Below are 15,455 nucleotides of genomic sequence, written 5' to 3'. Positions count from 1 at the left end.
TCCCCCGGACGGAGTCGATCTATGTCGGAAAGCGGACCACGCCGAGGGGCGGCCGGAGCCCTCCACTCCGCTCCACCCCTTGTGACGTGCGGTTTTGCCCCCGGGTCAGGCGCGCCACGCGGGCGAATTTGGTTGCGGGTGGAGGGAAGTGGAGTAGAGTGGGGACCAATGGTGAGGCCGGGAGGGCTCACCGGCCCGGGGGGTCAGCGGCGCCGCGAACGCCGCTCAGGGGCGAGGGGGTTGGGCCGATGTTTCTCGGCACCCACACTCCGCGCCTGGACGAAAAGGGCCGGTTGATCCTTCCGGCCAAGTTCCGGGATGAGCTGGCGGGGGGTGTCGTGGTCACCAAAGGGCAGGAGCGCTGCCTCTACGTCTTCCCGACTCCTGAGTTCCAGCGGATCGCGGAGCAGTTGCGCGCACAGCCGATGACCCACAAGGCGGCCCGGGCCTACAGCCGGGTCTTCTTCGCCAGCGCGCACGACGAGGTTCCGGACAAGCAGGGTCGGGTGACCATTCCGGCTCACCTGCGGGCCTATGCCGCGTTGGACCGCGAGTTGGTGGTCATCGGCGCGAGCACGCGGGTGGAGATCTGGGACAAGGTCGCCTGGGAGACCTACCTCGCCGAGAGCGAAGACGACTTCGCCGACATCGAGGAGGGGGTGCTGCCCGGCGGTCTGTAGGGCGGTAACGGCGCCCGACGTACTGCGAGATCTCCAGCCGCTTTCGAGTTCCTGGCATCACTTCCCCGGTGCCAGGCGCACGATCCAGTCATCGGGCGACGGTCCGGTGTCAGGCGGGAGCGGATGGGGATCTGGCGGTACGACGGCAGCGCCGTCCGACGACAGGCGCACGAGAAGAACGGACGTTTCAACCAGTGGGGGTCATCATGGGGGAGTTGCGCGGCACGCACGTGCCGGTGCTGCTCGAGCGGTGTCTCGAGCTGCTGGCCCCCGCGCTGGGTCGAGGCGGCCGGACGGTCCACGTCGACGCGACGCTCGGCCTGGCCGGGCACGCGGAGGCGGTGCTCGAGGCGCATCCGGAGACGGTCCTGATCGGGCTCGACCGGGACACCGAGGCGCTCGCCCACGCGCGGGTCCGACTGGCCCGGTTCGCCGATCGGGTGCACCTGGAGCACGCCGTCTACGACGAGTTGCCGGACGTGCTGGAGCGGCTGGGCTATCCGGCCATCGACGGCATCCTGTTCGACCTGGGTGTTTCGTCGTTGCAGTTGGACGCGCCCGATCGCGGGTTCGCGTACGCCCAGGACGCGCCGCTGGACATGCGGATGGACCAGACCCGGGGGGTGACCGCCGAAGAGGTGGTCAACACGTACGCGCATCCGGACCTGGCCCGGGTGCTGCGGGTCTACGGCGAGGAGAAGTTCGCCGGTCGGATCGCCTCGGCGATCATCCGGCAGCGGGAGCGGGCCCGGATCACCTCGTCCGCGCTGCTGGCGGAGCTGGTTCGGGACTCCATCCCGGCACCAGCCCGACGAACGGGTGGGCACCCGGCAAAGAGAACGTTTCAGGCTTTACGGATCGAGGTAAACAGAGAGCTGGCAGCGCTGGAGACAGCGTTGCCATCCGCACTCGACGCACTGACCGTGGGCGGTCGCATGGTGGTCCTGTCCTACCACTCGCTGGAGGACAGGCTCACCAAGGCGGCCCTCACGGATCGGGTCCGCAGTAAGGGCCCAATTGACCTCCCGGTCGAGCTTCCCGGGTCCGGTCCGACGTTCCGGCTGCTCAGCCGGGGCGCCGAACTGCCCGGGGAGGCGGAGGTCGCCGCGAACCCGCGGGCCGCCTCGGTGCGGCTGCGGGCCGCGGAGCGACTCGACCCGAACGCGACAGAACAGGGGCGGACCGACCGCGAACGGTCTCGCCGACGGGTGAAGGGAATGCACCAACCGGGCACGGGGTCCGCCTGATCCGTGGGGGGTCAGGGGCACCGGGACGGCTAGAGGGACGGATGTTGAGGGGGAGGGACATGAGCATTGACAAGCGCGACCGCCGGGACGTCACCGGCGGCGGGCAGCGCGCACCGCGGTCGGGGGGCCGGACCGCGGCGGAGCGGGCTCCGCGCCTCGGAAACGGTACGCCACGCATCGATCGAACGAATCGGCAGGGGGAGACTCGCGCCCGGGGGGCGCGCGAGTTCCCGACCCAGGGCACCGCTGCGCTGCGGCCGGTCGAGAAGGCCGGCAGCGCTGCCGGCGCCCGCCCGCCCCGGCTGCGGGTGGCGCCGCCGGCGCCGGTGTCGGTGCCGCGCGCGCCGTTCGCGGCGCTGATCGTGGTGCTGGTGGTCGGCGGGGTGCTGGGCATCCTGGCGGTCAACACCAAGATCAATGAGAACGCGTTCCGGCTCGAGCGGTTGCAGCAGCAGCAGGCTCGACTGGACCTGGAGAAGCAGCAACTGGACAAGCAGATCGCCGACGCCGAGGCACCGGGCAACCTGACCGCCGAGGCGAAGCGGCTGGGCCTGGTCGACGCCGGCGAGCCGGGCTACATCCGGCTGCCGGACGGCAAGACCCTCGAGGTGCCGCAGCCGGCGAACGGCCAGCCCTCGGTGACCAGCCAGGGTGCGGGAGGCTGACCGGTGCCACCAAGGTCGGACGAGCCGCGCCGGGACCCTACGGGGTCCCGGCGCGGTTCTGCACGTGATGCCGGGCCCGCCGACGGCGAGCCGCGCACCGGCGAGCCGGGCATCGGGGGCATCTCCGGCGCCCGGGCGTACACCCCGAGGGGTCGGACCGTCCGCGAGGAGCGCGGCACGCCGGCGCGCGGCCAGGGCGCCGAGCAGCGGCGTACGCCACGCAGCACCCGGTCCGGTGACCCGTTCCGGCCCGCGTTGCAGGTGCTCGACGGCGGCCGGGCCGCCGCCCGGGCCGGTCGACGCGACGCGCCGGCCGCCGGACGCGGTGGGGTGGTACGCACCGTCGCGCCGCGTACCCCCCGTGGCCCGGGTGTGGACGAGCCGCCGCCGCGTCGCCGGACCACGCCACGCGCGCCGCGTCGCGCCGACCGGCCGGCGGCCCGGCGCCCGTCCCGCAAGCCACGACGCCCACCGAAGCTTGCCGACTCGCGGCTGCGGCTGCGGCTGGGCACCGTGCTCGCCCTGACACTCTTCGCCACCATCGGGATCCGGCTGATCTTCCTCCAGACGGTCGACGCTCCGGCGTACGCCGGGGGCGGCATCGCCGACCGACTCCGCACGGTCGAGCTGCCGGCGCCGCGCGGCGCGATCTACGACAGCACCGGCGCGCCGCTGGCCCGCAGCGTCGAGGCGCGGTACGTGTACGCCGACCCGACCGAGGTGAAGGACCCGGCCGGCGTCGCCAAGGCGCTCTCCCCGCTGCTCGGCATCGCGGTGTCGAAGCTCATGGAGTTGATGAAGCCCCGCAAGCTGGAGGACGGCAAGGCGTCCCGATTCGTCTACCTGGCGCGTGGGGTGGAGATCGCGACCGCCAAGCGGGTGCAGGCGCTGGAACTGTCCGGCGTCGGGGTGCACCGCGACGAGCGCCGTGAGGTGCCCGGCGGTGACCTGGCCGCCAATCTGATCGGCTTCACCAGCCAGGACATGGTCGGCCTGGAAGGGCTGGAGGCCCGCTACGACGACGTGCTCGCCGGTCAGGACGGCAAGCGGGTGTACGAAGCCGGCCTCGGCGACCTCGCCGCGCCCATTCCGGGTGGCTACAGCCGCACCACTCCCGCCAAGCCGGGCAGCTCGCTCGCCCTCACCCTCAACCGCGACCTCCAGTTCCGGACGCAGCAGATCCTCAGCGCGGGCATGGCCAAGGTGCCGGGCGGCACCGGCGCGGCCGTGGTCATGGAGATTCCCTCCGGCGCGGTGCTGGCCCAGGCCAGCAACCCCACCTACGACGCGGCGAAGCCGGTGCCCAGCGACCCGGTCGCCCGGGAGGACGCGGCGACCAGCTTCGTGGTCGACCCCGGTTCGGTGCACAAGGCGATCACCTACGGCGCGGCGTTGCAGGAGGGGGTGATCACCCCGGACACCACATTCCCCGTCGCGAACGCCATCAAGATGGGCGACACCTGGTTCCCCGACACGCACCCCGCCAACGGCAAGCGGATGAGCGTCCCGGGGATGCTCGCCTTCTCGTCGAACGTCGGCGCGATCACGGTCGCCGACCGGCTCGGCCGGGACCGGTTGATCGACTACCAGAAGCGGTTCGGGCTGGGTAAGCCCACCGGCGAGGGGATGCCCGGGGAGGCCAGCGGGCGGCTGCTGCCGGCCGACGAGTGGAGCGGGTCGTCGTACGGGTCGGTGCCGATCGGGCACAGCGTCGACGCCACCCCGTTGCAGATGACCGCCGCGTACGCCGCCATCGCCAACAACGGCACGTACGTGCAGCCGCACCTGGTCAAGGAGGTGATCGGCCCGGACGGCAAGCGCACCCCCGCGCCGGCCCCGGTGACCCGGTCGGTGCTCAGCCCGCAGAACGCGGCGGCCCTGCGCACCATGCTGGAGGCGGTCACCACCATCGACGGCGCCACCGGCGTGGCCGCCGCTGTTCCCGGTTACCGGGTCGCCGGCAAGACCGGCACCGGGTGGCGGCTGGTGAACGGCAAGAAGCAACCCGGCGAGGTGTCCTCGTTCATCGGCATGGCTCCCGCCGAGAACCCCCGGTACGTGATCGCGGTCTTCGTGTACGCACCCAACTTCGGGGGCGCGGCGATCGCCGGGCCGGCGTTCCGGGACATGATGCAGTTCACTCTGCGTCACTACCGGGTGCCACCGTCCGCCGGCGGATCCGCGCCCAAGTTCGTGGTCTATCCGCGCTGAGCAGCGACGGCGGGACATCATCGGTGAGTGCCGACGAACCACCGGGGCGGCTGTGCGGCCGGAACCGAACGACCGGGTAGGGTCTGACGCCGTGCCCGGCAATCCACGTCCACGTACCGTGACCGGAGTCCGGCTCGGTGATCTCGCCGGCCGGCTCGCCGTCGATCTTCCGGCGGACGCCGCCGCGGTGGTCGTCTCCGGGGCCACCCACGCCAGCCAGGAGGTTCGCCCCGGCGACCTGTACGCGGCGCTGCCCGGTGCCCGTCGGCACGGCGCGGAGTTCGCCGCCGGCGCCGCCGAGGCGGGTGCCGTGGCGTTGCTGACCGATCCGGCCGGCGCGGAGTTGGCGGCGCAGACCGGTCTGCCCGCCCTGGTGGTGCCCGACCCGCGCGCCGTGCTCGGCGAGCTGGCCTCGGCCGTGTACGGCGACCCGACCGCCGATCTCACCGTGATCGGGGTGACCGGCACCGCGGGCAAGACGTCCACCGCGTACCTGATCGAGTCGGGGCTGCGGGCCGCCGGGCACACCACCGGGCTGATCGGGACGGTGGAGACCCGGCTCGGTGATCTGGTGATCGACAGCGTGCGCACCACCCCCGAGGCGACCGACCTGCACGCCATGCTGGCCACCGCCCGCGAGCGGGGGGTCACCGCCGTGGTGATGGAGGTCTCCAGCCACGCGCTGGCCATGGGCCGGGTGGGCGGTGTGCGGTTCGCCGTCGGGGGTTACACGAACTTCGGCTCCGATCACCTGGACTTCCACGCCGACAGCGACGACTACTTCGCCGCGAAGGCGCAGCTGTTCGACGGGCGCTGCGCCGTCGAGGTCCTCAACCACGACGACCCGGCGTTGAAGCCGCTGCTCAAGCCGACCACCCTCACCTACTCGGCGGCCGGCGACCAGGGCGCGACCTGGTGGGCCGACGGCGTGGGCGGCGAGGGGTACGCCCAGCGGTTCACCGCGCACGGCCCGAACGGCGTGGCCCTGTCCACCGGTGTCGCGCTGCCCGGCCGGCACAACGTGGCCAACGCGCTGCTGGCCATCGCCACCCTGGTCGGCGCCGGGGTGGACCCGGTGACCGCGGCGGCCGGTGTGGCCGCCTGCGGTGGCGTCCCGGGTCGGTTGGAGCTGGTCGACGTGGCCGCGCCGGTGCGCGGGGTCGTCGACTACGCGCACAAGTCGGACGCGATCGTGGCCGCGCTGGCCGCGCTGCGCGAGTTGAGCGCCGGCCGACTGATCTGTGTGATCGGCGCCGGGGGAGACCGGGACCGGGGCAAGCGACCGGTGATGGGCGCCGCCGCCGCGGAGGGAGCCGACGTGGTGCTGGTGACCGACGACAACCCGCGTACCGAGGACCCGGGCGAGATTCGCGCCGAGGTGCTCGCCGGGGCGTACCGGGCCGGCACGGCCGCTCGGATCATCGAGGTGGCGGGCCGCCGCGCCGCGATCGACGAGGCGGTGCGGCTGGCCGAGCCGGGCGACGTGATCGCGCTGCTCGGCAAGGGGCACGAGCGCGGCCAGGAGGTGGCGGGTCAGGTGCTTCCGTTCGACGACAGCATCGAGTTGGCCGACGCGCTGCGGGCCCGCTTCGGGGACCTGGCGGGTCAGCGGTGATCACGCTGAGCCTGGCCGAGGTGGCCGCGGCGGTCCACGGGCGGCTGGTGGCCGCCGACCCGGCCGCCACCGTCACCGGTTCGGTGGAGTTCGACTCGCGCAAGGTGGGGCCCGGTTCGCTCTTCGTGGCCTTCCCGGGGGAGCAGGTCGACGGGCACGACTACGCGGCGACGGCGATCCAGGCCGGCGCGGTGGCGGTGCTCGGCAGCCGCGAGGTGCCCGGGGTGCCGATGGTGCTGGTCGACGACGCCCTGACCGCGATGGGCCGGTTGGCCCGCGCGGCGGTGGACCGGCTGCCCGGGCTGACCGTGATCGGCGTGACCGGCTCGTCCGGCAAGACCACCACGAAGGACCTGATCGGTCAGCTCACCGCCCGACTCGGGGCCACGGTGGCGCCACCCGGCTCGTTCAACAACGAGCTGGGGCACCCGTACACCGCCCTGCAGGCCGACCCGGACACCCGCTACCTGGTGATGGAGAAGGGCGCGCGCGGGGTCGGGCACGTGCGGTACCTGTGCGAGCTGGTGCCGCCCCGGATCTCCGTGGTGCTCAACGTCGGCACCTCGCACATCGGCGAGTTCGGCTCGCAGGACGCCATCGCCCTGGCCAAGGGCGAGCTGGTGGAGGCGCTGCCGCCGGACGGGCTGGCCGTGCTGAACGCCGACGACCCCCGGGTGGACGCGATGGCGAGCCGCACCCAGGCCCGGGTGGTCCGCTACGGCGAGGCGCCCGACGCCGACGTGCGCGCCGAGGACGTCACGCTCGACGAGCGGGGGCACCCGTCGTACACCCTGGTCACCCCGGAGGGGCGCGCACCGGTGCGGCTCCGGCTGGCCGGCCGCCACCAGGTCGGGAACACGCTCGCGGCGGCGGCGGTCGCCCGGGAGCTGGGTATGCCGCTGGCCGAGCTGGCCACGGCCCTTGGCGAGCTGGGGCTGGTCTCGACCCGACGGATGGACGTCTTCGACCGCCCCGACGGGGTGACCGTGATCGACGACTCGTACAACGCCAACCCGGCCTCGATGGCGGTCGCGGTGCGGGCGCTGGCCAGCATGGGCCAGGGACGGCGTACCGTCGCGGTGCTTGGTTACATGGCCGAGCTGGGCCCGTTCGAGTACGACGGCCACGCCGAGGTCGGCCAACTCGCGGCCGAGCTGGGTGTCGACCGGCTGCTCGTGGTGGGTGAGCCGGCCGCGCCGATCCACGAAGGCGCGACAGCGGTAGCAAACTGGGGAGGAGAGTCGGTGCTGCTCACCGATCAGGCGGCGGCCGTCGAGGTGCTGCGGAGCGAACTACGACCGGGTGACGTCGTCCTGGTCAAGGGTTCCCGGTACCGGACCTGGGAGGTGGCCGACGCCCTGCGCGCCGACGCCGGTGGGGAGTCGACCCGATGAGGGCGGTCATCGTCGCCATCGGGGTGGCCTTCCTCGTCTCGCTTTTCTGCACCCCGATCGCGATCAAGGTGTTCACCCGGCTCAAGGCCGGTCAGCCGATCCGGTCCGACGGCCCCGCCATGCACCAGGGCAAGAAGGGCACGCCCACGATGGGTGGCGTGGTCTTCATCCTGGCCACGGTGATCGCGTACGTGGCCGGGCACCTGGCCCTGACCACCCTGCCGGACCAGCAGATCGCCCAGGTGGAGCCGACCATCACCGCGCTGGTGCTGCTCGGGCTGATGGTCTTCTCCGGCGCGGTGGGTTTCCTCGACGACTTCCTCAAGGTGCGCAAGCGCAACAGCGCCGGGCTGAACAAGCGCGGCAAGTTGCTCGGCCAGATCCTGGTCGGTGCGGTCTTCGGGGTGATCGCGCTGTGGTTCCCGAGCACGATGACCAACGGTTCGGGCCTGGCGACCAACACCGAGACGGTGGGCAGCACCACGCTGAGCTTCATCCGGGACATCGACTTCCTGGAGGTCAGCAAGGTCGGCGCGGTGATCATCTTCATCTTCGTGGTGATGGCCGCGACGAACGGCGTCAACCTCACCGACGGCCTGGACGGTCTGGCCACCGGCGCGTCGGTGATGGTGCTCGCCGCGTACGCGCTGATCGCGTTCTGGCAGTACCGGCACTGGTGCGCCGACCCGAACTACACCCAGCCGTACTGCTACGAGGTCCGCGACCCGTTGGAGATCGCGCTGATCGCCGGGGCGGCGGCCGGGGCCTGTGTGGGCTTCCTCTGGTGGAACACGTCCCCGGCACGGATCTTCATGGGCGACACCGGGGCGCTGGGGCTGGGCGGCCTGATCGCCGGCATGGCGATGTCCACCCGCACCATCCTGCTGCTGCCGATCATCGGCGGGCTCTTCGTGATCATCACGATGTCCGTGGTGATCCAGATCATCTCCTTCAAGACCACCGGTAAACGGGTGTTCCGGATGTCTCCGCTCCAGCACCACTTCGAGCTGGCCGGCTGGAGCGAGGTCAACATCGTGGTGCGCTTCTGGATCATCGCCGGCATCGGCGTGGCGATCGCCCTGGGGCTGTTCTACAGCGAGTTCCTCGCCAACATGACCTGATCCATGGGGCCGACACGCCCGGAGGGGCGTTCTGGGGGTGTCGGGCGTGTTCAGCGGTGATGATGTCGGGGTGGGGGAGGACATCGGCACTGAGGGCAGGGCAGACGGGCGGGCGCGTCGGTCGCCGGGCGCGGCGGGGCGTACCGCGGAGGCGGTTGCGCCAGCCGACGACGCGCGGGGGCCGGAGCCGGGCACGGCGGCACGTGAGGCGGAACCGGCGGCACCCGTGCCGCTGCGCGGTGTCGACGCGGCCGGTGGGCTCGCCGCGCTGCGTGGCCTGTTGGATCGGCCGCTGACCTCCTACTATCTGCTGCTGTCCTGTGCCGGCCTGCTGCTGCTGATCGGGCTGACCATGGTCTTCTCGGCGACCAGCGTGAAGGACTACGCCGAGGACGGCAACGCCTCGGCGTCGGTGACCAAGCAGGCCATCTTCGCGGTGATCGGCATCGGCGCGTTCTGGGTCTGCCAGCGCCTGCCGGCCAGCACCTACCGCTCGCTGGGCCGGCCGCTGCTGTTCACCTCGATCGGGCTGTTGCTGCTACTCAACCTGCTGCTCGCCTACGCCCGGCTGGCCGATCAGGATTCCGCCCGGATCGGCCCGATCGAGGCGCGGCTGCTCTGGCTGTTCATCGGCGGGATCCAGGTGCAGCCCTCCGAGCTGGCCAAGTTCGCCCTGGTGCTGTGGGGCGCGCACTTGATCGCCCGCAAGGGCGCCGCGCTGGGTTGGTGGAGGGAACTGGCCACCCCGCTCTTCCCGGTGATGGGCCTGCTCTTCGTGCTGGTCGGCTACAACGACGTGGGCACGATGCTCTGCCTGCTGGCCCTGGTGATCGGCCTGCTCTGGGCCGCCGGCGTCCGGATGCGGGTCTTCGGCGCGCTGACGGTGGTCGGTCTGCTCGGCGTCGGTCTGCTCATCGCGGTGGCTTCGCTGGGCGCCGGCTCCGGCGAGCGGGGCGCGGACAACTACCGCCTGGCGCGCCTGACGCTCTTTCTCAACCCACCGCCGCCGGACAAGTGCGGCGACCCCTGCTACCAGTTCTACCAGGGTCGACTGGCCATCGAGCACGGCGGATGGTTCGGTGTCGGGCTGGGCAAGGGCAGCCTGAAGTGGGACTGGCTGCCCGAGGCGCACAACGACTTCATCTTCGCGGTCATCGCCGAGGAGTTGGGCGTGATCGGGTGCGCCGTGGTGCTCAGCCTGTTCGCGGTCCTCGCGTACACCGGGTTCCGGATCGCCCGACGGGTCGACGACCCGTTCCGCCGGCTCGCCGCCACCGCCGTGACCACCTGGCTGGTCAGCCAGGCCGTGATCAACATCGGTGGGGTGGTCGGGCTGCTGCCGATCACCGGCCTGCCCCTGCCGTTCATCTCTGACGGCGGAAGTGCGCTGGTGGTGACGTTGGCCGGCGTCGGCATGCTGGCGTCCTTCGCCCGCGCCGAACCCGATGCGGCCAGAGCACTGCATGCCCGTCCGCCGGCCCGGTGGGTCCGACTACTCTGGGCCCCGTTGCCGCCGCTTCCCGGCCGGCGTCGCCGACCGGCGACGCCGCCCGCTGGCCGAGGGTCCGTGCCCCGGTCCCGCGAGCGGCGCCATGACGATCAGGCCGCGCCGCGCGGGGTCCGCCAGGACCGCAACCGCGGGGGTACGGCGAGCGAGAGGAGACGCTGATGGGTCCGCTGCGTTCGGTGGTGCTCGCGGGAGGTGGCACCGGGGGGCACGTCTACCCGCTGCTCGCCTTCGCCGACTGCCTGCGCCGACACGACCCGGGCGTCCGGATCACCTGCCTCGGCACACCCCGGGGTATGGAGAACGACCTGATTCCGCCGCAGGGCTACGACCTGCGGCAGATCCCGGCGTACCAGCTGCCCCGGTCGGTCAACATGAACCTGGTCCGCACCCCGGGCCGGATGTGGACCGCGGCGCGCGCCGCGGGCAAGGTGATCGACGAGGTGCGCGCCGAGGTGGTCGTCGGCTTCGGCGGGTACGTCTCGGTGCCGGCCTACCTGGCCGCGTGGCGTCGTGAGCTGCCCATGGTGATCCACGAGGTAAACGTGCCACCGGGCGTGGCCAACCGGCTGGGCATGAAGTTCACCAAGAACATCGCCGTCGGCTTCCCGAATCAGCCGAGCCAGGCCGAGTCGCTGCGGGACGCCACTGTGGTCGGGGTGCCGCTGCGCCGCGCCATCACCGGCCTGGACCGGTACGCGCTGCGCAACGCCGCCCGCGCCCACTTCGGGCTCCGCCCGGACCTGCCGGTGCTCTTCGTGTCCGGCGGCTCGTCCGGCGCCCGTTCGATCAACCTGGCGGTCTCTGGAGCGGCCAAGGAGTTGGCCCGCAACGGCGTGCAGGTGCTGCACGTGATGGGCGCCCGCAACGAGCCGGTGCCGATCCCCAGCGACCTTCCGGTGCCGTACGTGACGCTGCCGTACCTGTCCGAGATGGAGCTGGGCTACGCCGCCGCCGATCTGATGCTCGCCCGGGGCGGTGCGATGACCGTCGCCGAGGTGGCGGCGATCGGGCTGCCCACGATCTACGTGCCGTACCCGCACAGCAACCAGGAGCAGCGGCGCAACGCGCTGCCCGTGGTGGAGGCCGGCGGTGGGCTGCTGGTCGACGACGCCGAGCTCACCCCGGACTGGCTGGAGCGCACCGTCATCCCCCTCATCCGGGACCCACAGCGGCTCTACAACATGGGTGCCGCGGCCGGGGCGTACGGCCGGCGCGACGGCGACGAGGCGCTGCGCTCCTTCGTGCTGGCGGCGGTGGCCCGATGACCGCGCAGTTCACCCCGGCCGGCACGCTCACCGCCGAGGACCTGGGCGCCGTCCACCTGATCGGAGTGGGTGGGGTGGGCATGCTCGGCGTGGCCCGGCTGCTGCTCACCCGCGGCATCCGGGTCTCCGGCAGCGACCTGCGGGAGTGGCCGTCCCTGGCCGGCCTGCGGGCGCTCGGCGGCACCATCCACCTCAGCCACGAGGCGAGCAACCTCGACGGGGTGGACACCGTGGTCTACTCGTCGGCCATTCCTCAGGATCATCTGGAGCTGGTCGAGGCGCGGCGGCGCGGCCTGCGGGTGCTGCACCGTTCGGAGGCGCTCGCCGCGGCGATGACCGGCCGTCGGGCGGTGGCGGTCGCCGGCACCCACGGCAAGACCACCACCACCTCGATGGTGACGATGGTCCTCCAACAGGCCGGTGTGGACCCGTCCTTCGTGATCGGTGGGGAGATCTCCGAGGTCGGCTCGGGCGCCCACCACGGCACCGGCGAGCACTTCGTGGTCGAGGCGGACGAGAGCGACCGCTCGTTCCTCATCTACCGCCCGTACGTCTCGATCATCACGAACGTCGAGGCGGACCACCTGAACACCTACGGCGACTACGCGACGCTGGAGGCGGCGTTCGTGGAGTTCGCCCGGCTCACCGACCCGGACGGGTTCATCATCACCTGCGCCGACGACCCGGGCGGTCGGCGGCTGGCCGAGAGCCTGCGGTCCGAGGGGCGGCGGGTGTACACCTACGGCGAGGCGGCCGACGCCGACCTGCGGTTGACCGAGATGGTCTCCTCCGCGCGTGGCGTGCGTTATCTGGCCGCGATCGACGGCCGGCCGCTGGGCGAGTTCCGGCTGCCGGTGCCGGGGCGGCACATGGGGCTGAACAGCGCCGCCGCGGTGCTGGCCGCGTACCTGCTGGAACTGCCGCTGGAGGCGGCGGAGGCCGCGCTGGCGGTCTTCCCGGGGGTGCGCCGGCGCTTCGAGCGCAAGGGTGTCGCGGACGGCGTGCTGGTCTACGACGAGTACGCGTACCACCCGACCTCGATGACGTTGGCGATGCAGACGCTGCGCGAGGTGGCCGGGGACGGCCGGCTGATCGTCGTGTTCCAGCCGTACCGGCTGTACCGCACCCGCGACAACCAGGCGGAGATCGCCGAGGCGCTGGCCATCGCCGACGAGGTGGTGCTGTTGGAGGTCTTCGGGCCGGGCGAGTTGCGTCAGCCCGGCGAGGGCTCGGCGGCGCTGATCGCGGCGGTGGACCTGCCCGCCGACCGCAAGGTCTTCGTGGAGTCGTGGGAACAGGCCCCGGTCGAGGTGGCCCGTCGGGCCCGCTCGGGGGACGTGGTGGTCACCATGGGCGCCCCGCCGATCTCGTTGATGGGCGACGAGCTGCTGGCCGCCCTGGGTGAGCGGACGGCCGGCTCGGCACCGACCGCGACCGTCGACCCGGTGGCCACCACCCCGGCGATCGGTGATCCGGTGCCGGGTGGGGCCACGGCCGGCGGCGACGGCGCGGCTCTCGGTGGCACCGCCGTGCCCGGCGGCTCGGCGCCCGCGGCCGGATGAGTCCCGGCCCGGCCCGAGGGCGGACCAGCGCCGCCGACGGTGGCGCCCCGCGTCGGGGTCCGGCCCGGCGGTGGCAGCTGGTCCGGGCGGGCCGCGACGCGGTACCGCCGTCGACCCGTCGGTTCATGGCCCGGGCCCGGCAGCGTCGCATGCGTGCGGCGCTGCCGTGGGCGGTGGCCGCCGGGGTGCTCGCCCTGGCCGGGCTGGTCGCCTGGACGGTGCTCGGCACCGGGCTGTTCGGCGTGCGGGAGGTACGCGTGGAGGGCGCCGACCTGGTCACTCCGGTGCAGGTGCACGACGCGCTCGGGGTGCCGGACGGGGTGCCGCTGGCCCGGGTGGACCTGGCCGCCGCCGCCCGGCGGGTCGGCGCGCTGCCGGCGGTGGAGCGGGCCACGGTCTCCCGGGACTGGCCCGGCGCGCTGGTGGTGCGGGTGACCGAGCGGACCGCGGTGGCGGTGGTGCCGCAGGGGGAGGCGTTCGCTCTGATCGACCAGAGCGGGGTGGCGTTCCGGACGATGGAGCGACGACCCGCCGGGCTGCCGCAGGTGACGGTGGGCCGGCCGGCCGCCGACGACCCGGGCACCCGGGCCGCGCTGGAGGTGCTCGTCGCGTTGACGCCGCAGCTGCGCGCGGAGCTGGTGGACGTGAACGTGGAGGGGCTGGCCCGGATCAGCCTGCGGTTGCGGGGGGACCGGACGGTGGTCTGGGGCGACGCGACCCGGGGCACGGACAAGGCCCGGGTGGCCACCGCGCTGCTCGACGAGGAGACCGATCGGATCGACGTGAGCGCCCCGGACGTGGTGACCTTTCGCTGACCGGTGAGCGCGCGGGGACGTGACCCGTCGCGCTCCGCTCGGCGACACGCCGCCCGGGTCCTTGGCTCATCGGGCGGTGGCGCTTACGTTGCCCCGAAGAGGATCAGTGGTTGACATAACTGTAAGCCTCTAGTAGAGGGTTAGGGTTTATCCCTGATTCTCGCTGGTGACAGCTGTCGTCGGCCACTGGGCTGGCCACGCCGTACCCGGTCGGCCGAAGCCAATCTCGAAGGAAAGGACCGGAGATGACACCTCCGCACAACTACCTGGCGGTCATCAAGGTCGTCGGCATCGGGGGTGGCGGCGTCAACGCCGTCAACCGGATGATCGAGGTTGGGCTCAAGGGCGTCGAGTTCATCGCGATCAACACCGACGCGCAGGCGCTGCTGATGAGCGACGCCGACGTCAAGCTCGACGTCGGCCGGGAGCTGACCCGTGGCCTGGGGGCCGGTGCCAACCCGGACGTCGGGAAGAACGCCGCCGAGGACCACCGCGACGAGATCGAGGAAGTGCTCAAGGGCGCCGACATGGTCTTCGTGACCTGCGGCGAGGGCGGCGGCACCGGCACCGGTGGGGCGCCCGTGGTGGCCAACATCGCCCGCAAGCTCGGCGCGCTGACCATCGGCGTGGTGACCCGGCCGTTCTCCTTCGAGGGCAAGCGCCGCCAGGTGCAGGCCGAGTCGGGAATAGACGAACTCCGCAACCAGTGCGACACGCTGATCGTCATCCCGAACGACCGGCTGCTGGCCCTGGGCGACCGCAACATCAGCATGATGGACGCGTTCCGCACGGCCGACCAGGTGCTGCTCTCGGGTGTGCAGGGCATCACCGACCTGATCACCACCCCGGGTCTGATCAACCTGGACTTCGCCGACGTCAAGAGCGTGATGAGCGGCGCTGGCAGCGCGTTGATGGGCATCGGCAGCGCCCGCGGCGAGAACCGCGCGGTCGAGGCGGCCGAGGCGGCCATCTCCAGCCCGCTGCTGGAGCAGAGCATGGACGGCGCGCGGGGCGTGCTGCTCTCCATCGCCGGCGGCTCTGACCTGGGCCTGTTCGAGATCAACGACGCCGCTCAGCTGGTCACCGACGCGGCCCACCCGGACGCCAACATCATTTTCGGCGCGGTCATCGACGACGCGCTCGGTGACGAGGTGCGGGTGACCGTCATCGCGGCGGGCTTCGACGGCGGCACGCCCGCGTACAAGGCGGCCGAGGCACCTCGCAAGACCAACACCAACCAGCCGGCACCGCAGAGCACTCCGGTGCCGGCGCCGGCCACCAACCCGGCTCCGGCCCAGTCGCCGCGTCGCGTGCTCTTCGACGACGTGGACGTGCCGGACTTCCTCAAGAACGGGTCCTGAGCACCGCCG

11 protein-coding genes and 1 pseudogene are annotated in these 15,455 nt (G+C 72.4%); all 12 read left to right on the top strand.

The window, feature by feature from the left end; all coding sequences use genetic code 11:
• Positions 1–248: 248 nt before the first annotated feature.
• The 12 genes and pseudogenes from mraZ (at position 249) to ftsZ (ending at position 15,446) form a co-directional block, all read left to right on the top strand.
• Positions 249–680: a division/cell wall cluster transcriptional repressor MraZ gene (gene mraZ / locus AC5L30_RS14780; RefSeq protein WP_030488958.1), complete on the top strand. Its 432-nt coding sequence runs from the start codon at positions 249–251 to the stop codon at positions 678–680.
• A 206-nt stretch (positions 681–886) separates the two neighbouring features.
• A pseudogene (gene rsmH, locus AC5L30_RS14775) lies at positions 887–1,997 on the top strand (16S rRNA (cytosine(1402)-N(4))-methyltransferase RsmH).
• The gene (gene ftsL / locus AC5L30_RS14770; RefSeq protein ID WP_494867818.1) at positions 1,987–2,592 is read left to right on the top strand and encodes a cell division protein FtsL; all 606 of its coding nucleotides are present in this window, start codon (positions 1,987–1,989) and stop codon (positions 2,590–2,592) included. The pseudogene rsmH and the gene ftsL overlap by 11 nt, the downstream one beginning before the upstream one ends.
• 3 nt (positions 2,593–2,595) lie before the next feature.
• Entirely contained in the window at positions 2,596–4,803 is a 2,208-nt protein-coding gene (locus AC5L30_RS14765) for a peptidoglycan D,D-transpeptidase FtsI family protein (protein ID WP_494867817.1), read from the top strand.
• Between the two features lie 52 nt (positions 4,804–4,855).
• Positions 4,856–6,418, top strand: a complete 1,563-nt coding sequence (locus AC5L30_RS14760) for a UDP-N-acetylmuramoyl-L-alanyl-D-glutamate--2,6-diaminopimelate ligase (protein ID WP_494867816.1) — start codon at positions 4,856–4,858, stop codon at positions 6,416–6,418.
• Entirely contained in the window at positions 6,415–7,812 is a 1,398-nt protein-coding gene (locus AC5L30_RS14755) for a UDP-N-acetylmuramoyl-tripeptide--D-alanyl-D-alanine ligase (RefSeq protein ID WP_494867815.1), read from the top strand. The genes AC5L30_RS14760 and AC5L30_RS14755 overlap by 4 nt, the downstream gene beginning before the upstream one ends.
• Positions 7,809–8,933 carry a phospho-N-acetylmuramoyl-pentapeptide-transferase gene (mraY, locus tag AC5L30_RS14750; protein WP_030334519.1) on the top strand — a complete coding sequence of 375 codons (1,125 nt, stop codon included), beginning with the start codon at positions 7,809–7,811 and terminating at the stop codon, positions 8,931–8,933. Before AC5L30_RS14755 ends, mraY begins: the two co-directional genes overlap by 4 nt.
• Positions 8,934–9,159: 226 nt before the next feature.
• Positions 9,160–10,602: an FtsW/RodA/SpoVE family cell cycle protein gene (locus AC5L30_RS14745; protein ID WP_494867963.1), complete on the top strand. Its 1,443-nt coding sequence runs from the start codon at positions 9,160–9,162 to the stop codon at positions 10,600–10,602.
• Positions 10,602–11,708, top strand: coding sequence for an undecaprenyldiphospho-muramoylpentapeptide beta-N-acetylglucosaminyltransferase (gene murG / locus AC5L30_RS14740; protein ID WP_494867814.1), 1,107 nt, complete (start codon positions 10,602–10,604; stop codon positions 11,706–11,708). Before AC5L30_RS14745 ends, murG begins: the two co-directional genes overlap by 1 nt.
• Positions 11,705–13,270, top strand: a complete 1,566-nt coding sequence (gene murC, locus AC5L30_RS14735) for a UDP-N-acetylmuramate--L-alanine ligase (protein ID WP_494867813.1) — start codon at positions 11,705–11,707, stop codon at positions 13,268–13,270. Before murG ends, murC begins: the two co-directional genes overlap by 4 nt.
• Complete coding sequence (locus AC5L30_RS14730; protein WP_494867811.1) at positions 13,267–14,085, top strand: cell division protein FtsQ/DivIB; 819 nt, start codon at positions 13,267–13,269, stop codon at positions 14,083–14,085. The genes murC and AC5L30_RS14730 overlap by 4 nt, the downstream gene beginning before the upstream one ends.
• A 245-nt stretch (positions 14,086–14,330) precedes the next feature.
• Positions 14,331–15,446 (top strand): cell division protein FtsZ, encoded by a 1,116-nt coding sequence (ftsZ, locus tag AC5L30_RS14725; RefSeq protein WP_494867809.1) that lies wholly within the window; start codon positions 14,331–14,333, stop codon positions 15,444–15,446.
• Positions 15,447–15,455: the final 9 nt, after the last annotated feature.

The organism is Micromonospora sp. BQ32 (genome assembly GCF_059358895.1).
Note: the sequence above shows the minus strand (reverse complement) of the source record. Positions and strands in the feature narration are given on the sequence as shown.